This is a genomic window from Streptomyces sp. NPDC002994, from assembly GCF_040611155.1.
Taxonomy (GTDB): Bacteria; Actinomycetota; Actinomycetes; order Streptomycetales; family Streptomycetaceae; genus Streptomyces.
Window position 1 is genome coordinate 375,519 of record NZ_JBEXNQ010000001.1, and the last position, 24,771, is coordinate 400,289.

15 protein-coding genes and 5 pseudogenes are annotated in these 24,771 nt (G+C 67.1%); 13 read left to right on the forward strand and 7 right to left on the reverse strand.

Annotated elements, in window-relative coordinates; genetic code table 11:
* Positions 1-121 precede the first annotated feature (121 nt).
* Positions 122-2,656, reverse strand: a complete 2,535-nt coding sequence (locus ABZX79_RS01615) for a polynucleotide kinase-phosphatase (RefSeq protein ID WP_355249903.1) — start codon at positions 2,654-2,656, stop codon at positions 122-124.
* On the reverse strand, positions 2,653-4,140 hold the full coding sequence (locus ABZX79_RS01620; RefSeq protein WP_355249905.1) for a 3' terminal RNA ribose 2'-O-methyltransferase Hen1: 1,488 nt from the start codon (positions 4,138-4,140) through the stop codon (positions 2,653-2,655). The genes ABZX79_RS01615 and ABZX79_RS01620 overlap by 4 nt, the downstream gene beginning before the upstream one ends.
* Positions 4,141-5,989: 1,849 nt before the next feature.
* Between ABZX79_RS01620 and ABZX79_RS01625 the strand changes: the two are divergent.
* A pseudogene (locus ABZX79_RS01625) lies at positions 5,990-6,259 on the forward strand (transposase); the annotation flags it as partial.
* Positions 6,260-6,495: 236 nt separating this feature from the next.
* Here the strand turns inward: ABZX79_RS01625 and uppS are convergent.
* Entirely contained in the window at positions 6,496-8,382 is a 1,887-nt protein-coding gene (gene uppS / locus ABZX79_RS01630; protein ID WP_355249907.1) for a polyprenyl diphosphate synthase, read from the reverse strand.
* Between the two features lie 268 nt (positions 8,383-8,650).
* The gene (locus ABZX79_RS01635) at positions 8,651-9,532 is read right to left on the reverse strand and encodes a methyltransferase domain-containing protein (RefSeq protein WP_355249909.1); all 882 of its coding nucleotides are present in this window, start codon (positions 9,530-9,532) and stop codon (positions 8,651-8,653) included.
* 910 nt (positions 9,533-10,442) lie between these two features.
* On the opposite strand from ABZX79_RS01635, the gene ABZX79_RS01640 reads away from it, so the two are divergent.
* The 11 genes and pseudogenes from ABZX79_RS01640 to ABZX79_RS01690 form a co-directional block, all read left to right on the forward strand.
* The gene (locus tag ABZX79_RS01640; protein ID WP_355249911.1) at positions 10,443-10,829 is read left to right on the forward strand and encodes a hypothetical protein; all 387 of its coding nucleotides are present in this window, start codon (positions 10,443-10,445) and stop codon (positions 10,827-10,829) included.
* A gap of 104 nt (positions 10,830-10,933) precedes the next feature.
* The gene (locus ABZX79_RS01645) at positions 10,934-11,281 is read left to right on the forward strand and encodes a VOC family protein (protein WP_355249913.1); all 348 of its coding nucleotides are present in this window, start codon (positions 10,934-10,936) and stop codon (positions 11,279-11,281) included.
* 99 nt (positions 11,282-11,380) lie between these two features.
* Positions 11,381-11,686 (forward strand): annotated as a pseudogene (locus tag ABZX79_RS01650) (transposase); the annotation flags it as partial.
* Between the two features lie 404 nt (positions 11,687-12,090).
* Positions 12,091-13,111, forward strand: a pseudogene (locus tag ABZX79_RS01655) (transposase); the annotation flags it as partial.
* Positions 13,112-14,227: 1,116 nt separating this feature from the next.
* Positions 14,228-14,779: a hypothetical protein gene (locus ABZX79_RS01660; RefSeq protein WP_355249915.1), complete on the forward strand. Its 552-nt coding sequence runs from the start codon at positions 14,228-14,230 to the stop codon at positions 14,777-14,779.
* A gap of 461 nt (positions 14,780-15,240) precedes the next feature.
* Positions 15,241-15,468, forward strand: a complete 228-nt coding sequence (locus tag ABZX79_RS01665) for a hypothetical protein (protein WP_355249917.1) — start codon at positions 15,241-15,243, stop codon at positions 15,466-15,468.
* 467 nt (positions 15,469-15,935) lie between these two features.
* A complete protein-coding gene (locus ABZX79_RS01670; protein ID WP_355249919.1) occupies positions 15,936-16,472 on the forward strand; it encodes a hypothetical protein in 537 nt (178 codons plus the stop codon).
* A 291-nt stretch (positions 16,473-16,763) separates the two neighbouring features.
* Positions 16,764-19,148 carry a glycoside hydrolase domain-containing protein gene (locus tag ABZX79_RS01675; RefSeq protein WP_355249921.1) on the forward strand — a complete coding sequence of 795 codons (2,385 nt, stop codon included), beginning with the start codon at positions 16,764-16,766 and terminating at the stop codon, positions 19,146-19,148.
* 23 nt (positions 19,149-19,171) lie between these two features.
* A complete protein-coding gene (locus tag ABZX79_RS01680) occupies positions 19,172-19,564 on the forward strand; it encodes a hypothetical protein (protein WP_355249923.1) in 393 nt (130 codons plus the stop codon).
* Positions 19,561-20,244: a hypothetical protein gene (locus ABZX79_RS01685; protein WP_355249925.1), complete on the forward strand. Its 684-nt coding sequence runs from the start codon at positions 19,561-19,563 to the stop codon at positions 20,242-20,244. The genes ABZX79_RS01680 and ABZX79_RS01685 overlap by 4 nt, the downstream gene beginning before the upstream one ends.
* A gap of 396 nt (positions 20,245-20,640) precedes the next feature.
* Positions 20,641-20,972 (forward strand): annotated as a pseudogene (locus ABZX79_RS01690) (transposase); the annotation flags it as partial.
* A gap of 89 nt (positions 20,973-21,061) precedes the next feature.
* Here ABZX79_RS01690 and ABZX79_RS01695 read toward each other — a convergent pair.
* The 3 genes and pseudogenes from ABZX79_RS01695 to ABZX79_RS01705 form a co-directional block, all read right to left on the reverse strand.
* Positions 21,062-21,214, reverse strand: a pseudogene (locus ABZX79_RS01695) (IS630 family transposase); the annotation flags it as partial.
* Between the two features lie 1,191 nt (positions 21,215-22,405).
* Positions 22,406-23,323, reverse strand: a complete 918-nt coding sequence (mmuM, locus tag ABZX79_RS01700; protein WP_355249927.1) for a homocysteine S-methyltransferase — start codon at positions 23,321-23,323, stop codon at positions 22,406-22,408.
* A gap of 42 nt (positions 23,324-23,365) precedes the next feature.
* Positions 23,366-24,289, reverse strand: a complete 924-nt coding sequence (locus ABZX79_RS01705) for an LLM class F420-dependent oxidoreductase (RefSeq protein WP_355249929.1) — start codon at positions 24,287-24,289, stop codon at positions 23,366-23,368.
* Positions 24,290-24,535: 246 nt separating this feature from the next.
* Here ABZX79_RS01705 and ABZX79_RS01710 point away from each other — a divergent pair, with 246 nt between their 5' ends.
* On the forward strand, positions 24,536-24,766 hold the full coding sequence (locus tag ABZX79_RS01710; RefSeq protein WP_355249931.1) for a hypothetical protein: 231 nt from the start codon (positions 24,536-24,538) through the stop codon (positions 24,764-24,766).
* The last annotated feature ends 5 nt before the right edge of the window (positions 24,767-24,771 follow it).

Sequence of the window (24,771 nt, forward strand, 5' to 3'; positions counted from 1 at the left end):
GGCCGCATGTCGTGGCCCCGTCCCCGGCCATGGGGCGACGGCGTCCTCGATTTCGACACCGCCTATAACTACCCCCTGTGTATCCGGAGTCCGAGTCACACAGGGGGTAGGGGACAGGCCGTCACAGCCGTGGGTCGACCGGCTCCGACTCCAGCGCCAGGACCGCGAACACGGCCTCGTGGATCCGCCACAGCGGCTCCCCCTCGGCCAGCCGGTCCAGTGCCTCGAGACCCAGCGCGTACTCGCGCAGGGCGAGCGAGCGCTTGTGGCCGAGGAAGCGGTGGCGCAGCTTTTCGAGCTGCTCGGGGCGCGTGTACTCGGGACCGTAGATGATCCGCAGGTACTCGCGGCCGCGCACTTTGATCCCCGGCTGCACGAGCCGGTTCTTGCCGTCCCGTACGAGCGCCTCGACCGGCTTGACGACCATGCCCTCGCCGCCCCGGCTGGTCATCTCCAGCCACCAGTCGACGCCGGACTGAACGGAAGCCGGGTCGCCGGTGTCGACGATCAGCCTGCGGGTGGTCTGGAGCAGCGCCGTCGGGTCGTGTTCGACCAGCCGGTCGAGCCAGGCCAGCTGCTCGTCGTGCGGTACGCCCGCCAGTGAACGGCCCTGGACGGCGAGCAGCTGGAACGGTGCGAGCCGCACCCCCTCCAGCCCTTCTGTCGGCCAGCAGTAGCGCCGATAGGCGTCGGTGAACGCTTCCGCGTCGGCGGCCCGTTCGCGCTGCGTCGCCAGCAGCCCCTGCACCTCGACACCGCGGGCCGCCGCCCCTTCCAGCGCCGCCACGACGCCGGGGAAGACGGCACGCGCTGCGGCGCCCACCGCGGCGTACTGGTTGCGCAGCAGCCCCGAGGCCTTGAGCGACCAGGGCATCAGCTCCGCGTCGAGCAGCAGCCAGTCGGTCTGGAGTTCCTCCCAGAGCCCGGCCTCCGTCACGGCGGTACGCAGCCGGCTGATGATCAGCTCGGTGACCGTCTCGTCGTCGAAGAAGGGGCGGCCGGTGCGGGTGTGGATGACACCGGTCGGACCGTCCACGCCGAACCGCTCGCGCGCCACGTCCGCGTTCCGGCAGACCAGCAACACCGCCCGCGAGCCCATGTGCTTCTCCTCGCACACGACCCGCCCGACTCCGTCCGCCTTGTACGTCGCGAAGGCCTCGGCGGGGTGCTCCAAGTAGCCCTCGATGTGTGACGTACCGGTCGGGGACATCGTCGGCGGCAGGTAGGCGAGCAGGCGGGGGTCGACGGCGAAGCGGCTCATGACTTCGAGCGCCGCGGCCGCGTTCTCCTCGCGTACGGCGACGCGTCCCATGTGCCGCGTCTCGACGACCCGGCGGCCGTGCACATCGGCGAGGTCCAGCGGACGGCCGTCATGACCGCCCGGGGCCTCGGTGGTGAGCGGCTTGGCCGGCTCGTACCAGACCTGCTCGGCCGGTACGTCGACGAGCTCGCGCTCCGGCCAGCGCAGAGCGGTCATCTTGCCGCCGAACACCGCGCCGGTGTCCAGGCAGATGGTGTTGTTGATCCACGAGGTGTTGGGCACGGGTGTGTGACCATAAACAACGGCGGCGCGGCCGCGGTAGTCCTCGGCCCACGGGTAGCGCACCGGCAGGCCGAACTCGTCGGTCTCGCCGGTCGTGTCGCCGTAGAGCGCGTGCGAACGCACCCGGCCCGAGGTGCGGCCGTGGTACTTCTCCGGCAGACCCGCGTGGCACACGACGAGGTTGCCGCCGTCGAGGACGTAGTGGCTGACGAGCCCGTCGATGAACGTCCGCACCTGCTCCTTGAAGGTGTCGTCCTCCTTCTCCAGCTGCTCGATCGTCTCGGCGAGTCCGTGCGTGTGCTGGACGTTCCTGCCCTTGAGGTAACGGCCCAGCTTGTTCTCGTGGTTCCCGGGGACGCACAGCGCGTCACCGGAGGCGACCATTCCCATCACTCGGCGCAGAACGCCGGGGCTGTCGGGACCGCGGTCCACGAGGTCGCCGACGAAGACGGCCGTACGCCCGTCGGGGTGCGATCCGTCGACGTAACCGAGCTTGGAGAGCAGGGTCTCCAGCTCGGAGCGGCAGCCGTGGATGTCGCCGATGATGTCGAAGGGGCCGGTGAGGTGGGAGAGGTCGTTGTAGCGGCGCTCCAGCACCACTTCCGCCGCGTCGACCTCCTCCACACTGCGCAGGATGTGTACCTTGCGGAAGCCCTCGCGCTCCAGGCTCCGCAGCGAACGGCGCAGCTCGCGCCGGTGCCGCTGGATGACGTGGCGGGGCATCCCGGCCCGGTCGGGGCGTACGGAATTGCGCTCCGCGCACACCTCCTCCGGCAGGTCGAGGACGATCGCTATCGGCAGTACGTCGTACTTCCTGGCCAGCTGGACGAGCTGCTTCCTGCTCTCCTGCTGCACATTGGTCGCGTCGACGACGGTCAGGCGGCCGGCCTCCAGCCGCTTGCCCGCGATGTAGTGCAGGACGTCGAAGGCGTCACGGCTCGCGCTCTGGTCGTTCTCGTCGTCGGCGACGAGGCCCCGGCAGAAGTCGGAGGAGATGACCTCGGTGGGCTTGAAGTGCCGGTGGGCGAAAGTGGACTTGCCGGATCCGGTGGCACCGACCAGGACCACGAGGGACAGGTCGGTGACGGGAAGCGTGCGGGGGGTGGTGCTCATGCGGCTTTCGCCTCCTTCTTGTCGTGCGCGACCTGCTTGTCCTCGACGATCACGGTGAAGACGGCCATCTGGGTGGGCGGCCCGACCTCGGGGTCCTCGGGCCCGACGGGCACGAACTCGACGCCGTACCCGTGCCGTTCGGCGACCCGCCCCGCCCAGCCGCGGAATTCCTCACGCGTCCACTCGAAGCGGTGGTCGCCGTGCCGCACGTGCCCGGCGGGCAGGGACTCCCAGCGCACGTTGTACTCGACGTTCGGCGTGGTCACGAGCACGGTACGCGGCCGAGCCGAGCCGAACACGGCGTACTCCAGGGCCGGCAGCCGCGGCAGGTCGAGGTGCTCGATGACCTCGCTGAGCACGGCGGCGTCGTACCCCTTGAGCCGCTTGTCGGTGTACGTGAGAGAGCCCTGCATCAACTTCACACGCCCGGCCTGCCGCTCACCCATCTGTTCCAGCTTCAGCCGCCGCGAGGCGATGGTGAGCGCGCGCATCGACACGTCCACACCCACGATCTCGGTGAACTTCACGTCCTTGAGCAGCGCCTGTACCAACTGGCCCTGTCCGCAGCCCAGGTCGAGCACCCGGCTCGCCCCGGCCGCGCCCAGCGCCTGGAGGATCGCGTCGCGCCGCCGCACGGCGAGCGGCACCGGTCGTTCGTCGGTGTCCGCCGTCTCATCGACGGCGTTGTCTATCTCCTCGACCTCCAGGTCGTCCGCCTCGGCGAGGCGCACCAGTTCGAGACGCTCCATCGCCTGCCGGGTAAGGCTCCAGCGGCGCGACAGATACCGGCTGGTGATCAGCTTCTGCTCCGGGTGCGCGGCCAGCCAGCCCTCGCCGGCCCGCAGCAGCTTGTCCACCTCGTCGGGCGCGACCCAGTAGTGCTTGGAGTCGTCCAGCACCGGCAGCAGGACATACAGCTGACGCAGCGCGTCCACGAGCCGCAGCTCGCCCTCCAGCACCAGCTGTACGTACCGCGAGTCGCCCCACTCGGGGAACTGCTCGTCCAGCGCCACCGGCTCCGCCCGCACCGTCGTCCAGCCCAGCGGCGCGAACAGCTTCGCCACCAGCTCGGCGCCGCCCCGCGCGGGCAGCGCGGGCACCTCGATGCGCAGCGGCAGAGGAGCCTCGGCGCGCTCGGGCCGGGCGTTGCACACGCCCTGCAGCGCGGTCTTGAAGACCGTGCTCAGCGCGACGGCCAGCAGCGACGACGCGGCGTACGGCCGGTCGTTGACGTACTGCGCGAGCGCGGAATCGGGTGAGCCGCCGCGCCCCTTGCCTTTGCCGCGCCGCACGAGCGCCACCGGATCCACCTCCAGCAGGAGCGCGGCCGTGCACCGCTCGACGGACGCCTCGGGGTAGAGGACGTGCGCCGTGCCGTGGGAAGTGGTGAACGTCTGCGCCTTGTCGGGGTGCTTGTGCAGCAGAAAGCCGAGGTCGGTCGCGGGACGCTCCTGGTTGCCGGTAGTGCTGATCGTCAGGTACAACTGCTGCGCCTTTCTGACCTGCGCTTATGTGAGTCGAACTGGCTGTGACCTGCTAGGACGGGTTGCAGAGGCGATCGGAGGCAATCAGAGGTAATCACTCTGATCCGACCCCGATTCGACCCCGGTCGAGCCGCGTTGGGGACGTCTGCCTCCCCTCGGCACCAGGCGCACGAAAGCCCCCAGGACGGGAATCCTGGAGGCTTCGCTGGTACCGATTGGAGGTCGGTCCGGACACCACCCCTGGTTTTTGCGGGCCTGGGTGGGTCCAGGTCCTTGGCAGGACAGCCCCAGAATGTCACACGGCAACCTTCTTCCGCACTCCTGTAAAAAGGCTGCACTTCCAGCAAAAAGCCAGCCGAGGCAGTCACAGGCGCTCACTTCGCGCTCCTTGGACTTCACCAGCTCCCCACCGCCGCAGCCGACCTCGCCCTGCTCGGTGACCTGACCGGCCGCTACGCGGCGGGCAGTTACAGCGAGCTCGGCTCAGACGGCCTGTCCGTCGTCCCCCGCTCAGACTGGCAGGGCGAGGCCGAGCACGGTCACCGGATCACAGCGGCCATCGCCTGCCATGTGGCCCGCGCCGGCGGATTGCACGTCCGGCCCGGACAGAGCGCCAGCGAGCTCGTCGCCTCCTCCTCAGTGTCACGGGCCACCGTCTAGCGAACCCTGCAACGCCTCACAGACCACCACCTCGTGCACCAGAGCGAGGGCACGTGGACTCTGACGCCCCGCATCCTGGACGACATCGCTCAGACCCGCAATCACACGGAGCCCTTCCCCGGGGCGGTGGCCGCCGAAGGCTGGGACCAGGTCGCCCACAGGTGCGGCACCGCGGGCACCGCCCAACGGCGCAGGGACCTGTACGCCGCAGAGCGTGCGGCATACCTCCAAGCCGTGGAACAGCGCGCCGAGCACCGGAGCCCGGCCTCGTCCGTCGTGAAGGACGACGGACGACTGGTCCTGGTCCCCTCGCCGCGCGGCGACGAGCTCCCCCGCAGTGGCAAGCCTCCGACGGCGGACTGCTCGACCCCACAACCGGCCACGCCCTGCCCGAGTGGCAGGTCGCCACCGACGGCCGCCTCATCCTCATCACCCCCGCCGACCAACGCTCCTACGACCCGCTCTGGCCGCCGACGATCTCGCGGTGTGCGAGGGCGCCGTCGAGAACCTGGCCACAGCAACCTGGCGCGCCGGGAAAGCCCTCCAGGCCACCTGCAACCGCAAGCTCTACCGCCACACCCACACCACGTTCGGTGCCTACGTGGAGGAACGCTGGGAGATCAGCGAACGCACCGCCTACCAAATGATGGAGGAATGGCCACTCGCCGAGCGCCTGGCCCAGAGCCTGGGCAAGCCCGCGACCGCATCCCACACCCGCGCTCTTCTTCCCGTCACCACTCGGTACGGCCTCCCCGCCGCAGCCGACCTCTACCAGCACCTACGCTCACGCGCCGCAGGCGAAAACCTCCGGCTCACCGCCACCATCACCACCCAGGTCGTCAAAGCCGTCCTCAAAACCGCGGGCAAGCAGGCCGGGGAGACACAGTTCAAAGAAGCCGCTCAGCAACTCATGACTGCCCAAGTCCTTCCGCTGACGACGAACACACGCCCAACCCCTCGCGCACTCCCCGCTCTTGCCCAGACACCGGCACCGGGTCTGCAAAATTTCGCAGCCAATCACGGCCCGGTAACGCCGTCAGATGCCGGCTCGAACGAATCCACCCAGCCAAGCCAGTCCGTGGACCTGACGTTCGAGAAGGGCACTCACGCCGATGCGCACTGCGGATGCAGATCCGGGGTGCACCATTCAGGTTCTGGTGGCACCTGCCGGCGTGCCTACAGCTCTTCCCTCGTTGTGGATGGTGCCCCTTTACGCCGAACCGCAGCCATCAAGACCTGGCTACTGGCCCGCCCACGGATCCGCCTGCACTTCACCCCGCCCGGGTCGTCCTGGCTCAACCTGGTCGAGCGGTGGTTCGCCGAGCTGACGAACAAGCAGATGCGACGCGGCGTCCACAAGAGCGTCCAGGCCCTGGGGAAGGACATCTGCAGCTGGATCGCCGCGTGGAACACCGATCCCAAGCCCTACGTCTGGACAAAGACCGCGGACGAATTCCTCGAACGCCTCACGAGTTGTCTGAACAGAATTCCTCACTCAGAAGACCAGGAGCGTGCCTGCCAAGGCTCAGCAGCGGCATCGAGCTTGGTGCATCGCCGCCTTTGCCCGCGCCACCTCGCCCTGGTTCCCGCCCGGCCGGGGTTCGCTCCCGTCGGACCGGCGTCCGAAGCAGCCGTGCACATGAGCACGCACCGCGTCTGCGCAGGTGTCGGCGACACCTCCCCTCTCGTCCGGGTTCAGCGCAGTGGGCGGGGCGGGGCGGGGCGCGGAGGCGGGACGGATCCGTAGCGGCGCTCGCGGGCCGAGTACTGTTCCACTGCCCGCCACAGATCCCGGCGGTCCATGTCGGGCCAGAGGGTGTCGAGGAAAACTAGTTCCGCGTAGACGGCCTGCCAGGGCAGGAAATTGGATGTGCGCTGGTCTCCCCCAGTACGCAGGAGCAGGTCGACATCGGGCAGGTCAGGGACGTGCAAGTAACGGGCGAAGGAGTGCTCGGAGATCGATGCCGGACGGATCCTGCCGGCGGCCGCCTCGTGGGCGAGCCGGGTCGCGGCTCTGGTGATCTCGGCGCGCCCGCCGTAGTTCACGCACGCTGTCAAGGTCAGGCCGCGACAGTGTTGGGTGGTGTGCTCAATCGCGGTGAGGGCGTCGATCATGTCTGCGGGCAGGGGGGAGTACTGGCCCGCCCAGCGCACGCGGATGTCCAGCGGCGGGCAGTCGTCCTTCAGGCGGCGCAACCGTTCGACGAACTCGCACATCAGCGCATCCAGTTCGTCGGTGGGGCGTTTCCAGTTCTCAGTGGAGAACCCGTACACGGTCAGGTACTGCAGGCCGGTCTCCAGCGCCCCGTGGACCACGTCGATCAGTGCCTCGCCCCCGGCCCGGTGGCCCTCGGCACGAGGCAGGCCTTGAGCGGTGGCCCAGCGGCCGTTGCCATCCATGATGATGGCCACATGACGGGGCATGTCCTGGTCGGGCAAGCGGGGCGGCCGCGCACCGGATGGGTGGGGCGTAGGGCCGACCCTTGGCTGCTTCATCCAGTGTGTGCGCACGTCGTCGCCAGGGCGCACCGTACCGGTTCCCGTGGGGCTGGTCGAAGGGGCCGGCGCGTGCGGGAGTCCTGGCTCCGCTGTGCCGGGATGAAACGGAAAGGGAAATAGCGTCCAGGCCAGTGCGGCCCGGACCCGTGCGGGTGCGAGCAGCCGACGGCGCGCACCCGGCGGCAGCGCCGGCCGACGGTGCAGGAGCGCGGCCGGGTCGCCGACGACGGCCTCCAGCCGGAGCCGGTACAGGCCCACGTAGGCGGCCAGGGGAATCTTGATCAGGGGATGCGCCAGGTCCGGTATCGCCGCTGTGCCCAACCCGGCACGCGCTTGGTCGGCCAGGCGGCGCACCATGGATTCGAAGGCCGCGGTGCTGCGACGGTCCAGGAGGTCGGTCCGCCGCACTGCCGCTTCGTCCAGGGCCTCCTGGGGGAGGGACACGTGCCCGCGGGTGAGGTCTTCGGCGAGGTCGGCCAGGGCGTCAGTGAGGTGGAGGGCATCGACCGTGGTTTGCCAGGCGAGGACCGTTTCCGGCATGGCGGTGGCGAGGGCTGCCGGCTCGGAGGAGACCCCTGCGGCCTTCAGGAACAGCCAGGCGATGTGCTGCGCGAGTGAGGCCCAGGCCAGGCTGCTGTAATCGCGCCACTCCTGCCAGGTCGCAAGCTGTCGGCCCGCGGCCTCCCTGCGCAGTGCCCCAAACAGCAGGTACAGCGATGTCGGCGGCAGATCCCACGTCAGCATGGTGTGGATCAGGGCCTGGCGTACGGGATCAGTGCTCGCCCCGTCGCGCAGATCCGCGTCGAACGCCGTGATCCACTCCTCCAGCCGTGCGGCCCGGTCCGCTGCTGGTGCCCCGTCGGCACCGACGTCGACCAGGTCGTCCACAGCGCGTGCGGCGCCGTACACAGCCCAGGTTGCAAGCCGAAGCGGTGCCGGCAGCAGCTGGGAGACGGCGTACTCAATCTCTGTGGCGCGGACGGCACGCTGGCACGCCCCGTAGCCCTCACGCAGTACAGGGTCAATGACTCCGCCGCGCCGGTAGACGGAAACCACTCTGCGCGGCGTGTTCGTCGGCCACATGCCATGTCTCCTGTCACGTTGTCGGCCTGTGGGATCCAAACCAGAGCCGGGACGCTGCCGACCACGGCGAGCAGCTCGCAGGTCCTCGGTTGCACTCGCCCGGGAGGGGAACCGTTGTGCCGGCGGCGCGCACCTGATGCTGCACTGCGACGGGCAGGTCATCGCCACGAAGGCCATGAGGGTGAGCACGGGCCGACAGGCACGTTCCTCACCGCCGTCTCGATGCGCTCCTGTTCGTCATACCCGGCACGTCCGCCTACGACGGGTGTTAGTCCTGCCCGGCCGCTCTCGCCGCGTCCGGCGCCGGCTTGGTGGCCACGTGGATCTCGTAGCGCACCGCATCACGATGACGGTAAGTCTCAACGACGACCGCCGCATTGATCACCGCGTTGTAGCACCCCATGCTCCGGGCCAGTACGTAGGGAATCCTTCCGAGCATCGCGCCGGCACGCAGCATGGGCAGCACGTTCGGCGTGGCGTCCGTAACCGACTCGACGGTGAATCCGGCGTTTGTGAGGTACTCCTCCAGGTCTCCACGAGGAAAGATGCTGGGCGTGCCGAGGACTTCGGACACCGCGCGCCCCAGGGCAAACACCAGTGGTTCCACAGCCGATTCGATGAATGAGTAATCGTTGATCAGTAGGCGGCCTCCGGGCCTGAGAACACGGAAGAACTCCGACAGCGCCTTCTCCGGGTGGGCGGAGTGGCAGAAGCTTTCCATGGCGTAAAGCCCTTCGAAGGAGTCATCATCGAAGGGCAGGTCATGAAAGTCGCCTACGAGGAAACGTGTGGCACCAATCTGGCCAGGCGTCCGTGTTGTGCGTCGGCGCGCGATAGCGATGTCCGATTCGATGTAATCGATACCGACGACCTCCGCTCCGGTCAGGCGTGCCACGGTCCGGGCGGCGTCACCGACACCGCAGCCCGCGTCGAGGACCTTGGCCCCCGGTGGCAGCGCCAGTTTCCGCGCGACGACGGCCTCCATACGACGCATGGCGGCGGAAAACGCCCAGGGCGACTGACCGTGCTCGTACCAGCCCATGTGCCGCGTGCGACCCCCCAGGATCGTGTATACGAGACGGGAATCCAGCCGCCGGTAGTAAGGCTGAACTTTCGTCCGGAGGTGCTCAGCACTGCTCAGTTCGACCATGGCTTCTTCCTCACACTGGCCGGCATCGGGCTGTCAAATGGGAAAGCGCGTCGTACTGCTTGTCGTCCGCCTTTGCCAGCAGCGCCCACGGCCATTCGACCCGATGATGAAATGCCCACGTCATATCCAGGGAAACGCAACGGCCCGGCCGATTAACCCGAATGAGTTAATGCCCGGACGCCGGAAGTCGCCCTACCTTCTGGGCGGGTTTCAGTGGGCCATTCGCGCACCAGCCGTCTGCGGAGCATCACGGTGCCCAAGACCTGCTCCACGCCCCACCGCTGGAGCCGTACCGCAAACTCGTGCAGACTCACTGGGTATTCAACGATCTCGACGTCAATGCCAGTTGGGCGCCGTACCCGCCGACGCGGAGTTCTTGGCCGACTTCTCGAGAAGCAGCCACCGCTGCCTCATGGCAGGCCAACTCCGGCTGTGGACCCTGCAGTTCGGCCACCCAGTGCGCCACCCCGCAGCCCCCACTCATCTGAACAGAATTCCTGACTCAGAAGACTAGGTTCCCGGCGGGAACGTAGCCGGTTGAGGGACCGCAGTTATCTGTTGCGGCCGGTCAGATTCGAGTCATGAGGGTGTTGAGTGCACTGCTCTGCCTGTGTTCTCAGTTCGGATCAGTTGGCCGAATGGTGGTCCGTGCGGCCGGGAGATCGTCGCGTGTTTCACTGAGCTGGCTGATCAGTTCCTCGGCACGGGCAAGCGCCTGCGCGAGCTCACCGCGCAGTTGTCGTCAGCGAGGAGTACGCGGAGGAGACGCTGGTCCGGCGCCAGGGGACCGACTGCGTCCAGCTTCCGCGCCGCCTCGACGCGCTCAGGCGTCGTCATTCGCCGACGGCGGGGTGACGTGGCTTCGATCCGATCACGGCTTCTACGGGATCTGCACAGGCTCACCTCCCGCGTGCGAGAGTCCGGCCATGACATAGGCGGACGACGCAAGCTCGGCGCCCTCGTCGGCGTATGCATCGCCGGGGCCCTGCTCCCCGGCATCACCCTGGGCGCGGAAAACGTGGACGTGGCGCTTTCACTCATGGTCGCGGCCCTAGTGATCGTGATCCTCACCCAGCTCATCTACGTCGGCCCGTCAGCCCGTGTCCCGGCCCTGCTGGCCTTCGGCCTGGCCGGGTTTGTACAGGACACGCTCATCTGGTGGCTGCTCTCCTGGCTGGGCGGGAAGTTCGCCGAGCTGGAGGTCGAGGGCTTCGGCACGATCCTGCTCGCGGGACTGATCACGCGCGTCTCGATCCTCGCGTTCTCCCTGGCCGGCACGGAGACGACGGCGGACTGACGATTTGGTGAGAGGGCGTGGCGCGAAAGTGCGTGCGGCGACGGACGTGCCGTAGTACTCCTGGGGAGACATAGAGACACGTTCGTTCTCACTTGGAGTCGTCGATGGCCGTTCGCCGTGTTGTGCCCAACATTCAGTCGGAGGCCGCGCAGGAGAGCCGGGAGTTCTATGGCCTGCTGGGCTTCGAGGAGGTCATGAACCACGGCTGGATCATGACGCTCGCCTCCGCGTCCAACCCGGCAGCGCAGATCAGCGTCATGACCAGCGACGAGACCGCGCCTGTCACCCCCGACATGAGCGTCGAGGTGGACGACGTGGATGCGGCTTATGCGGTCATGCGGGAGAGCGGTGCGGAGATCATTCACCCCTTGCAGGACGAGGAGTGGGGCGTGCGGCGGTTCTTCGTCCGCGACCCCAGTGGACGGGTGGTCAACGTGCTGGGCCACCGCTGACAGCCTCTCTCACACACCCTGGTGAACATGCCGTCACAGCCACTCGCTGATAGCCGCGACCAGGGCGGTTGCTTCGTAGCGGACGGCGAGTTTCTCGTACGGCACGACTCCCGCGGCTGGGAAGAATCCGGCGCCGAGGCCGCCATCGGCAACACCATGACCATGCGGACGGTGGCTATCAGGGGTGGACTGGTCATCCCGCACCGCCGTCGCAAGGGCGAGGATCTCCCGGACTGGAAGGAGCACACAACCGGTCGCACAAGCAGGTGAGGGCCCCGCATTGAGCACACCTTCGCCCGTATGAAGGCCTGGAAGATCCTGCGCGACTGCCGACTCGAAGGTGACGGCGTCCAGCACGCCATGCTCGGCATCGCCCGCCTGCACAACCTCCCCCTCGCCGGATAGGCCGAACGGGCGGGGCAGCGACCGGCCGCGCCTCCACCGACTCCAAGATCATTACGGGACAACCCTTTAGAGCGGCTCGTGAAGCAGAGAAGCACAGCCTGACACCAGCCATGCTGCGCCGGACGACAGTTCCCTTACGCCGAACCGTCCGGAAATGTCCCGGCCCGGGTCATTTCCGGACGGGTTGAAAGGTGACCAGGGGACCGCCGCCCCGGAACGCCCGCACTCACCCGCGCCGGTGAACCTCGGTCACGGGGGCCCGACCGGGTGAGCGTGGTGGGCACCGCCGTATCGGTCAGGGCAGCTCCTCGGGGTGACGCATGCTGACGAGCAGGCACCCGTGGTGGCGTCGGCAGACCAGCGTGGCGCGGGGCCATCGTTCACCCTCCGTACCCGGCACCACGCTGTACCGGCCGCCAGCCTCTGAGAAAGCCCACGGACACGGGCTGACCCCGGCCGGCAAGAAGGTGTTCGACAAGCCGCTGCCCAACAGCGAGCCGATACTGCGGGCCGTCTTTGAGGAACTGACCGCGAAGTTCGGCACGGTGCTGGTGATCGTGTACCAGCCCGCCTCCATCGGCGCCCTGCTCCTGGCCCTGGCCCGGGACGCGAGCTGCCAGGTCGCCTACCTGCCCGGACTCGCGATGCGGGGGATCGCCGACCTCTACCCGGGCGAGGCGAAGACCGACGCGGAAGACGCGGCGGTGATCGCTGACGCCGCCCGCACCATGCCCACACTCTGCGCTCGCTCGAACTCACCGATGAGATCACCGCCGAGCTGACCGGGTTCGACCAGGACCTCGCGGCGGAGGCCACCCGCATCAGCAACCGGATACGCGGCCTGCTCGCCCAGTTCCCCCGTCGCTGGAACGCGTCCTGGGCCCCCGCCTCGACCACCCCACCGTTACCTGGCTCCTCGAGCGATACGGACCCCGGCAGCCCTGCGCAAAGCAGGCCGCCGCAGACTCGTCGAGGCGATCCGGCCCAAGGCCCCGCGCATGGACGCCCGGCTGACCGACGACGTCTTCGACGCCCTCGACGAGCAGACCGTCGTGGTCCTGGGAACCGGCACCCTCGACATTGTGAATCCCGTCCCTGGCCGCCTTGCTCGCGGCCGTCCACGAACAGCGGCGGACCTCTCTTCACCCGGTCCTGACCTCGATGCCCGGCGTTGGCGTCAGGACCGCCGCCGTCCTGCTGGTCACCGTCGGCGACGGCACCAGCTTTCCCACCGCCGCCCACCTCGCCTCCTACGCCGACCTCGCCACGACCATGAAGTCGTCGGGAACCTCGATCCACGGCGAGCACGCACCCCGCGGCGGGAACCGGCAGCTCAAACGTGCCATGTTCCTCTCCGCCTTCGCTTGCATGAACGCCGACCCCGCCTCCCGCACCTACTACGACCGTCAACGCGCCCGCGGTAAAAACCCAAGGAGGTTCCCGCTGCTCCCGGAGCGGAGGCCGGTGGCACCGCACCGGAGGCAGAGTGGTGGCGCACGGCGGCGCCGCTGCCCCCGGAAGTACCCGCTCCTCGCGCGGCGTCCACCCCCGGGCCGGAGCCAGGAGGAGACTCATGCCGCCGCTCACGCGGACACCTGAGACAGTGGCGGCTCGGACCTGGAGTGGTAGCGGGGCACGGACGTACGCGATGAGTGGCGCGACACCTGAGCGACGCATGGCAGTGAGGGGATCTCGGCCGCGCACGAGATCGGCGCTCACATCGGGGAGGCGATCTCCGCGCGTCAGCCCGATCCGCATGCTGCGGCCGACAAGCGCGGGCTGGACCTTCGCTGGCTGCGCTTGAAGGAGGACACGCCACCGTCGCGAGGCACAGAAACAGCCGCCGTTCCCGGCCCACCCGCTGATCACACGCAGCCCCAGCGCCACCAGTGCGGGCCATGGAGCGCAGGTCAGATGCGTTCGCTGGGCCTACACCCCCATATTCATGGCCTTCTCCATCGCCGACCAATCACCCCGGGCCGTCGGGCCGGTGGAGCGCACAGCGGCGATGACCACCCATACGGTTGCGGCGATCTGGGCCTGCATTACCTGCACGGGCCCGCGTTGGGGCGTCGCGGGCTGGAGCGCATCCACGACCGGGTGCGCCGGCTGGAGCGGGCGTGGTAGCCCTACCGGCCGGGGTCATGGTGAACTCGCCGCCGCGCGATTCGTGCGGCGAGATCATCGAGTCGCGCGGGCCAGTTTGAAGTCCGCAGCACTCACAGGTCTCGCCGCATAGAACTCCAAAAAGCTAAGAAGTGAGCATTACCACAAGGTAACTTGTCGTTACGTTGCATGAGGTGGCGTCGATTTGTCAGTTGGGGCTAAGTCGGCTGAGGGTAAAAAATGTGACGTTCAGTCACCAAGAAGCGGACGGCAAGGGCCGGGTGCTGGTCTAGACCCTTCCCTGGGAGTCCATTTGGGCATAGATTCCTGTTCGATCGCGGAGATGACCAAGGCAGCGTTCGCACCGGGGATTTCTGAGTGCGGGGCTCCTCTCACGATCTCGACCACATCACATGCACCACAGGGGGACCACCCATGCCCATTACCTCTCGTTCGCGGTATTTCATGCGATCCGCAGTAGCCGCAACGACGCTTGCCACAGTCGGCCTGGCAGCTCCTCAAGTCTCTGCCGCCGAAGGCCACTCCGTTGCCGGCGTCGCGCTATCGCCCACTGCCTCCAAGGCCACGCGCACCATTGCCGCCTCCCAGACAGCGGCGGTACGGGCGACGGCGAACCTCTGTGGCTCAAGCTACGTACTGCAGTCGGCCGAACGTCTTCCGGATGCGCGGCGGTTCGGCACCCTGTTCACGTACACCCGGGGTAGCGCTGGGTACACGGGCGCCTGCGCGGTCTTCGACAACAACTCCGGTACCCCGAAGTACATGAAGCTCAAGCTGTGTACCAACAGGACAGAGCCGAGGTGCGACACCGACGAGGGCACCTTTAGCCAGTACGCAGGCCCTGTCACCATCACGGGTACACACAGTGAGATCTTCTGCTCCAAGTTCACCGCGGTCATGAAGAGCAGCAAGACCGCCACCGCAGCGCTGATCGACCGGGTCGACTACGCCACGCCATGCAACTGAGAGCAGGCGTGCCGGGCCGTGTGCAGCCATCCCGGGGCGGACTGGGCGGGCGGGTCAGGGCACTTGTGCTGAGCGCTACGACACTCACGGCTTGCACACTCACCGCCTCCTGCAGCGGGACGAATAGCGACAACAGTGGCGTTGACAAGAGTGCGGTGACGGCCTCCAAGCCGATCCCCACCGAATCGGCGCGGCTCCCAGCACCGAGCGAATCGAAGTCGGCACGAGCATCCGCCGCCCCGGTGTCCCCGTCCCTCTCGGCGACCGTCGACCCGAGCAAAGAGGCGGCGGACAAGGCAGCTGCGGAGAGAGTCGCGGATGCGCCCCGCGGGAAACCGATAACGTCATCGACGCCCAGTGGTCTGGTCTCGGGCGGTGAGACCTTCGGTACTCCGGTCGCCACCGATGGGGACGTCGTGGTCTATGCCCCTAGCCGCACCACATCCGGACTGACCATTCCAGTGAAGATCACCAACAATGGTGACCGGCGAGCCATCTACCAGGTCGATGTGCGCATCACAGGGCCAGGCGGGTTCGAGGCAACGGCGCACGTCAAGACCACGGTAGTCGGCCTCTACCCCGGCACATCATGGCCGACTGAACTCACCGTTAGGGACCCCGGCAAGCCGGTGCCGGAGCATCCATTCGTGTCCATCGAGAAGAACACCAAGCAGGAACTCCAAAGCTGACCCAGTTGCAGGGGTGACCCGCAGCACTCTTCGGGCAGGATGAGGGCCTCCTCCGCCCCGGCACCGGGCCCGCGGCTTGCCGCGCTCGAGGGAGTAGCCAGCCTGTGGCTGCTGCGAGGCGGCCATGGGTGGCCATCGAGGCATCCGAGAACAAGGGTGCATCTGTTTGGGGATGACGCTGGCACTCCCGCAGACGTCCCGCAGCCAGAGTGCCCACAGCGGTAGAACGCCCTCAACTCAGTCTCAGCAGGTGTTCTTCGCTGAAGCGTTGGGTTGGCCGGTGCAGAGCTGCCGCCCCGAAGAGTCGCGGGTTTCCGGCGCCCTCACTCTCGACCGGACACAGCGCGCATCGATGGTTCTGGCCTTCCTGCATACAGCACCGATCCAACGGCGCGCCCCAGCTCAATGAACCGAATTCTGGATGGGCCACGTCGCGCTCATTCACCACTAAATCCGGAGGATTTCATATGAATCGCACCATCATGCGCCTGTCCACATTCACCGCGACGGCTGTCGCCTGCAGCGCGGTCGTGCTGACGTCGCACTCTGCGAGCGCAGCTGAGACGTGCTCGACGGCATCCGGCAACGTACGAGCCATCGACCTTCCCGGACTCAAGCCGGACACTCAGATCGGCGCCGATGTCTGCGCCGCCCCCTCAGCTGACGGAAAGATAAAGACCAACACCACCCTCAACTGGGGCATCCTGGATGACCAAGTACAGGACTCCGGCAAGCGGTTCACGTCGTTCAAGGTGACCAGCCGCCTGGAGAACCGTCCGACGTCGTCCGGTGCCGACACCGTGATTACCAGCATCACGTGCGACTTCACGGACAAGCTCAACCAGAGCTACGCCAATGCAAGCGGGCTGACCTGTTCCTCGCCGAACGCCGCGTTCAACCCGGATCTGTGGTGGTCGGGCGACGCGACCGTCGTCTACGACATCGAAGCAGACGGCAAGGGCCCGATCACCTGGCAGCTCACCGGATCTCCGCTCGTCAGCTGAGCGAGAGACGCAAGCAAACTTCGGGCCGCCCCCGGTAACTACAACCGGCACCGTGTCGGAGCCTGCCTGCCTTGCTGACGCCTGCTGGCTGCCGGCGCGCCCGGCGGCGCGCTGGCAGCCGGCATCCCCGCCTAGCGTGCGCGGCCATGAAGAGCATTCAACTGTGCGGGAGCAGTGCCGCCCCGGAAAAGGTGCACCCCTGCATACCCCGATGCCCCGGCGCTGATCAACCCCCCGGCCAAGAGCGGGACGCCGCTGTGCTGTGCAACGACGAACAGAGAGAAAACCAAGATGGCAGACGAGCGAGTTCTCGAGGCTCAGAAGTGGGTCAACTCCACTTACAGCAGCGTCCTTGGCTACAAAAAGTGCCCGGAAGACGGCAAAACGGGGTGGGGCACGATGTACTCCCTGACGCACGCCCTTCAGTACGAACTCGGCATCACCAACCTGTCCAATACTTTTGGCCCCACGACACTCAATTCGCTCACGCAACGGGGCGGGGTGAAGGATGGTGAAAAGAACGAGAACATCGTCAAGATTATCCAAAGCGCCTGCTACTGCAAGGGGTTCGACCCCGGCGGCATCAACGGAACATACGGGATGTCCACCCGTAGTGCGATCTCCGTCATGATGACGAAAATGGGCATCGGCTCGGAGTTCGACACGGCGAAGGGATACCTGGACCCGAAAGTGTTCAAGGCCCTGCTGACCATGGACGCTTACACCGTCGTCTCCGGCGGAACAGAAGAAGTGCGAACAATCCAGCAGTGGTTCAACAGTCGCTATTGGAAGAAATCGCCCTTTTTTATCATTCCTTGTGACGGGCACTACACGCGCGATGTGCAGCAAGCTGTGATGAAGGCACTCCAGCTGGAAATGGGCTTCCCGGAAGAGTCCGTCACCGGTAACTTCGGCACCGGCACGCAGGCGGGACTGAAGAATCACACTCTCAGTGATGGTTCGACAGGGATTTTCGTTCAGCTGTTCTCTGCAGCGTGCGTCTTCAACGGCAAAGTAAGCAACCTCATTACCTCGTTCAAGTCCACCTACGATGCCAAGCTGGCCCAGTACGTTTCAGCGTTCCAGTCGTTCTCCAAGCTTTCCAACACAGACGGGCGAGGAGACTACGACACGTGGTGCCAACTCTTGGTTTCTATGGGTAACCCGGACCGCAAAGCTACCGCTTGCGATACTCGCTTCACGATTTCGTTGTCGCGCGCCAAGGCGCTCAAGGCGGCAGGGTACGACGTCGTTGGGCGGTACCTCGATGAGGAGGTGCTCGACCCTAAGTACGACCTGAACAAGGAACTGATGCCGGGCGAACTCGATGCGATCTTCGACGGGGGCATGAAGGTTTTCCCCATCTCTCAGTACATCGGCCGGTATCTCTCAGACTTCACCTACGATCAGGGTTTCAAACACGCGGTGAAAGCGCATGACCGCGCCGAAGGCTACAAGTTCAATCGCGGAACGGTCATATACTTCGCGGTCGACTATGACGCAACCAGCGAACAGATAGCGTCTAACATCGTTCCTTACTTCACAGGCGTACAAGCGGGATTGAATCACAAGGGCAAGAAGTACATTGCGGGCGTTTACGGCTCCCGCAACGTATGCTCCCGCGTCAGCGCAGACGCTCACGCACGGCACTCGTTCGTGTCCGGCATGTCATGGGGATTCTCCGGGAACCTGGGATTCCCCATGCCGGAAAACTGGTCGTTCGCTCAGATAAAAGAGTACAAATTCGATGCCAGCGGCGACAAGTTCGACCTCGACCGCGATGTTATGCGAGGCACCGACCCGGGCGTAGGCCGCGATGGCATTGGCGACACCGGTTCGCCCGTCGATTCTTTCCTGAAGTACATCGACGGCTTGTACCAGACTGCTGTCAAGTACAACAGCGGTAATGCCTCTCACAAGGTTCTCGAGTGGCTCCGCTACCCTTCCTACTACTCCTATGGGCAGGGATGGGAAACGCTGATCGGCGAGATCGACATGAAGTGGATCAACTACTGCGCAGCGAACGGCCCCGCGCGCGTCAAGTCCTACACCGATCCCTCCTACGGTGTCACAATCAACGCAGACCACCTCGCTGCCTGCGCTGACGCGTACTACCTGAGAGGCGTCCCGAGTGCGGCTGCGGCCAACCGCGGTGACTTCGCCGGCTGGGGCGGGGACCTCACTACCTTCTACGCCGACTGGCGAAATCACGCGGACTCGTATGCGTCCGGGTACCTCTTCGCGAAGGACCGGCTGGCAAAGATAAACGTGGCCTCCTCGTTCGGCTTCGGTGATCTCATCGAGGACGCCGACGGATACCTCCTCGGGAAAGCAGTGAAGAATGGCACAAAAATCACCGACTGGTTCCGCTCCCACCTCGGAGGAGCCGGTCACCTGTCCCGATTCACAAAATTCTTCAACGAACGCTACAACGGTCAGACCAATACGGTCATCGGCGCGGCCCGGACCATGCTCGTCGATGTCGGCGCCGACGATGAACTCGATGCCATCCGCACCATGCTGATCCGTAAGAATGCCGGCGTCGACACGATGATGCCCGGCTACTTGCCCGGCGACAAGCTCAATCCCTTCCTGTCCGGATACGCGGATACGCTGAAGAGCGTCGTTGACCAGGAGTCAAAGCGTAGGCGTGCTTTCTTCGCCAAGAGCAGCTGAGTGTCGGACCAGGGAGTAAAACTGTGGCGTACAGCAACTATGGGTTGCCCGACGTGAGATGGCCCCGCGGCCCTCGTGCCTGGGCTTACGCTGCGGCTGCCGCGGCGCTGGGCGCGGGAAGCCTGTACGTATGGGGGCTCGTCTCCCTGTTCGGAACGTACGACCTGGAAGAATTCTGCACGCTGACGAAGCATCAGGACTTCGATCCGGAATACGCGTACGCGACGGAGCAGTGGTTCCCGCTGTCGCAGAAATGCAACGCCACCTACGACCTCGTCCCGGCGTATGTCAACACAGGCGTCGTCGCGCTGGCCGCACTCACCGTGGCGTGCGTCGTCGCAGCAGTAGCCATCGCTGTCAAGCAACGGCGTGGCGCGAACGCCGGCCCCACGGATGACAAGGAAGCAACCACATGAACACCTCCGTACGGAACCTGCCGCGGCGCTGGTTCATCACGTCCGCTGCCGGCACCGCAGGCGGCGCAGTCCTCCTGGGAGCGGGATCCGCCACTCCTGCCGCTGCAACGCCCTTGGTCGAAGGTGCCACCTGGAACGGCAAGACGTCCGCCAACGGCTGGCCCGTGATCGGCAAGGGGACCAGGCACGCGATAGAGGGAAGCCCCGCCTCGGTCACCCTCGCCGACGGCGACGCGGCCATCGTCCTCCTGCACGTCGCGCGTCGTTTCCACTACGAGGTGGACGCGTTGCGGGTGGGTGACGTAACTGGCCACTCCACGAATCCGGTGGTACGGAAGGACTACGAGTCCAACTACCTCTCCGGCACTGCCATCGCCATCCGGCCAGGCGCCTATCCCCCGGGAATCACAGGTGGGCTGTTCCCGCACGAACTGATCGTGATCCGAGACATCCTGACCGAACTCGACGGCACAGTCTCCTGGGGCGGTGACGAGGCGACGGCTCCGAAGGAATCCCACTTCCAGATCGCACTCAATCCGGGGCACCCGAAGCTGAAGCGGGTCGCGGCGAAGCTCCGCGGCTGGAACGAGAAGCCGGGCACGGGAGCTGGCGCAACCGATGCCTTCGCCCCGGCACGCCGCAAGGCGGCCCGCACCTTCAAACAGCGGGCCGTCAACTAGGGGGCCACCGTCGAGGCCAACGCACAGCGCCTCCTCACCCCGGAACAACAGCACAGAACTGCACGACGACGGACCCCGGGCCAATCAACTGCCGGGGTCCGCTGTCCTTCCCTTCGAATGCCTTGTGCGTTGCCGGAGGCGCGACTCTCGCCTCCGATCGCTCGCTGGGGCTGGCACGGGGCGTGCTACGGGCGTAGGGAGCCAGCATCCAAGCTGTCGTCGATCCGGAACTCGACTCCGGTGGTCTGGCCGGGCGGGGCAGTTGGGTCGACCAGGGCGACGAACTGGGCGAACGCGGTAGGCCGCGGGCAGCAGGTCGAGGTCGGCGACGACCCCTTCCGCGTTGACCGCGGTGAAATGCAGACCGCAGTGGAAACGGCCTGGCCGAGGACGATCGTCCAGACCTGCGTGGTCCACCTGCTGCGGAACTCCTTCCGCTATGCGGCCCGCCAGGACTGAGACAAGATCGCGAAACTCCTCAAGCCCGTCTGCACCGCGCCGACCGAGCCGCAATGGACCGCTTCGCCGCCTTCGCCGAGATGTGGGGGAAGAAGTATCCGGCGATCGTCAGGCTGTGGGAGAACGCCTGGGAGGAATTCACACCGCTCCTGCGGTTCGACACCGAGATCCGCCGGATCGTCTGCACGACCAACGCGATCGAGTCGGTCAACGCCCGGATCCGCCGGGCGGTCAAAGCCCGCGGACACTTCCCCAACGAGCAGGCCGCCCCGCTGAACAAGAAGGACTCCCGCTGCTCTTGTGGTGAGCCGACCTGTCCGCTTCGGGAGTGTCTACTGAGGTGGGACTCGTGATGCCGTCATGCGGGTCTGATGGTCAGGCCGGTCTCGGTGAGGCAGCCGTTAATCAGGTTGCTGCGGTACTGGATGTGCCGTAGGCCTCTCCGGACGGTGCGAATGAGGTGTTCTGGCGTGGAGAAGGCGACGTTGGAGAGCCAGCCGCGCCGCAGCAGGTCGCGCGGGAAGCACATCTGGGCGCGCTGCCGCTCCACCGCCGAAGCCGGTCCACCCCCGCTCGCGCGGGAAGCACAGGCTGCCGACCTCGACGGTCAGCGACTCGTGCGGTCCACCCCGCTCGCGCGGGAAGCACGTTCCCGCGCGAGCGGGGGTGGACCGCAACTCCGTCGTCATCTCGCCCCGCAGCGCTGTGCGTGCCTGCTCCCCGCTGAGCCCGACCGACCGACTAATGGTCTGCCGGTCCATCCCGTGGGCGTACGCGGCGCGCATGGCGGCGTTGCGACGGGCGAGGTGGGATTGGCGGCGGCCCTTGCCAGCGACGGTGCGTTGAAGGAGCCGCGCCCACGACAGGAGAGCGCGGCCTTGCCAGACGGTGGTCGGGCTGGGTACGGGTGTTGTCGACTCGGCCAACAGGTCCCCCTCGATCAGCTGGTATCCGTTCGACATGCGGGACCGGGTGGAGGGCTGACAAGGCGCGCTGCCGTCGGATGGGATCAAAAAACGGGAGCGCGACCACAGCTACACCGACCGGAGGTCCAGCGGCTGCCAGTTGGCCCGAGTCGCGGCAGCACTCCGGTACTCGTGCGGGCACCTCCACCGTGCCCGCCGCAGCAGCAGCGTGGAGTTGCAGACAAAGGGCGTGCCGGGGTTCCGGACCGCAGTGGCCGAGAGGCAGGTGGACAGGCATGGGGGTGTCTGCGATGAGCGGTACCGATCGCCGATTGCCTGTCCTTACCGATGATGAGCTTTCCGAGGACCCAAGAACGGCCAGATCTTCAGCATCGGCGGGCCGCCCCTGATCACGAGCGATCTAATGAGCTGGGTACCCGGGAGTGCCGCAGCACGTCCGAGCCCCCGGCGTCCCCTCGATCACCCGGCGCTCCCCGGACAACTTCGCACGATACGAACGTTCATAAACCCGAGGTGACGGGGCAGCCGTAGAGGGCGAGGGTGACCCTATAAGCGCGCATGTCCCGCCATTGCCGTGCGACAAGGGACTGATTCGCGCGAGGGTTTACGGCCAGAAACGCCCCCGATTCGACCCCGCCGAAACGTCCGCGCCAAAATACATGCCCTGACCTGCGGGAAGTCAGGGCAGCAGACGAGTCGGACTGTACGTCAGGAACACATGCCCGAGTATCGTCGGCCCGGCCCAACCCTGACCAGGGGTTTAAGCGACGGGTGGTTCAGGCATCCGGTCCGGCCAGCCGGGCCAGTTCCGCGATCTCCGCGGGCCCGACCCGGCAGCAGCCACCCACCAGCCAGGCCCCGGACTTCCGCCACTCGCGCACCCGCGCCGGGTCGTACGTGCCCCCGCCGCTCCACCGCCTCGCCTCCGCGTCCCACCGCTCACCACTGTTCGGGTACACGACGACCGGTTTCCCCGTCACCGAGGCCGCGACCTCCACCGCCGCGTCCGCGTCGCGCGGCTCGCAGCAGTTGATCCCCACGGCGATCACCTGGTCGTTCCCGGCCGCGAGCGCGAAGGCGGCGTCCAGCGGCTGGCCGGCCCGGGTCCGTCCGCCCGCGATGCTGTACGAGAGCCAGACCGGCGTCCCGGCCCCCTCGACGGCCCGCAGCAGCGCCTCGGCCTCGTCGGTGTCCGGCACCGTCTCCAACGCCAGCACGTCGGGCGCCGCCGCGACAAGCGCTTCGACCCGCGGCCGGTGGAAGTGCTCCAGCTCGCGCACCGAGAGCCCGTACCGTCCCCGGTACTCGCTGCCGTCGGCGAGCATCGCCCCGTACGGTCCGACCGAGGCCGCCACCCAGATCTCCCGGTCCACGGACTCCCCTGCCGCACGCGCCAGTTCGACGCTGCGCGCCAGCAGCTCCGCGGCCTTGCCCAGGCCGAGCCCCCGCTGCGCGAAGCCCTCGAACGTCGCCTGGTAACTGGCGGTGATCAGCACCTGTGCGCCCGCCCGCACATACGCCGCGTGCGCCGCCGCGATCTGCTGCGGCCCGTCGGCGAGCAGCCGCGCCGACCAGAGCGCGTCGGACAGATCGCAGCCCTGCGCCTCCAGCTGGTTGGACAGACCACCGTCAAGGACAACGGGCCCCCGGGCCCCGGCGCCGAGTGCGGCGGCAAGCGGACGGACGGGCTTCACGGCAAGACTCCTTTACTCGTCAGACACTCCTCAGGCCACTCCTCAACTCAGCTGGGACTGGACCTGCGAGGAGATCAGCTCCAGGTGTTCGAGATCGTCCAGGTCCAGGATCTGGAGGTAGACCCGCGACGCGCCGATCGCGGCGTACTGGCCGATCTTGTCGACCACCTCGGCCGGCGAGCCCGCCAGCCCGTTCGCCTTGAGCTCCTCCACATCCCGTCCGATGGCCGCCGCCCGGCGCGCCACCTCCGCGTCGTCCTTCCCCACGCATGCCACCAGCGCGTTGGAGTACACCAGGTCGTCCGGCTTGCGCCCGGCCTTCTCCGCCGCCGCCCCGACCCGCCCGAACTGCCGCTCGCTGTCCTCCAGCGAGGCGAACGGGATGTTGAACTCGTCGGCGTACCGCGCGGCCAGCCGCGGCGTGCGGGTCGCGCCGTGCCCGCCGACCAGCACCGGCACCTTGGCCTGCGCGGGCTTGGGCAGCGCCGGTGAGTCCGTCAGCTGGTAGTACGTCCCGTCGTAGCTGAACGTCTTGCCGGTCTCGGTCGCCCACAGCCCGGTGACAATGGCCAGCTGCTCCTCGAGCCGGCCGAACTTCTCCTTCGGGAACGGGATCCCGTACGCCCGGTGCTCCTCCTCGAACCAGCCTGCCCCCAGGCCCAGTTCCACCCGGCCGCCCGACATCTGGTCGACCTGCGCGACCTGGATGGCCAGCACACCGGGCAGCCGGAAGGTGCCCGCGGTCATCAGCGTGCCCAGCCGGATCCGCTTGGTCTCGCGGGCGAGCCCGGCCAGCGTGATCCAGGCGTCGGTCGGCCCGGGCAGACCGTCGCCCGACCCCATGCGCAGATAGTGGTCCGAGCGGTAGAAGGCGTCGAAGCCCAGGTCCTCGGCTGCCTTGGCGACGGTGAGCAGGGTGTCGTAGCTCGCCCCTTGCTGGGGCTCAGTGAAGATTCGAAGATCCATACCTCCATCCTGCACCGCTGGACTGCCGTCAACCCCACCGCCGGCACCCGCCCCGCGCCTGCCCTGTCGGGTGAACTTCCACCGGCCGGGCGGCCCGCGCACGGCCTCGCCAGTGACCGGCGCCCCCGAAGATCGTTGGCTCGGGCGGAGCCGGACCGCCCGGCCCGTGCGCCGGCGGCCGCTGCCGGCGCGTCGTACGCGGCACCGCCCTCCCCCGTGGGGAAGGCCAGGGCCGAGGAGTCCGCCATGTCCCAGGAAGCCGCGCCAGAACAGGCCGTACCCCAGCAGCCAAAAGGTCTGCTCCAGCAGATGGAGGAACTGATGGCGGCGCTGAACGCCGACCTCTCGCAGCTCGACGCCGACCTCCAGTCCGGCACCGACGTGCAGTCCGGCATCGACGTCCCGTCCACCGCCGACCGCCCGCCGGTCGCCGAGAGCGGTGGCGGTGGCGGTGGCCTCAGCGCCGGCGGCGGCTGACGGCG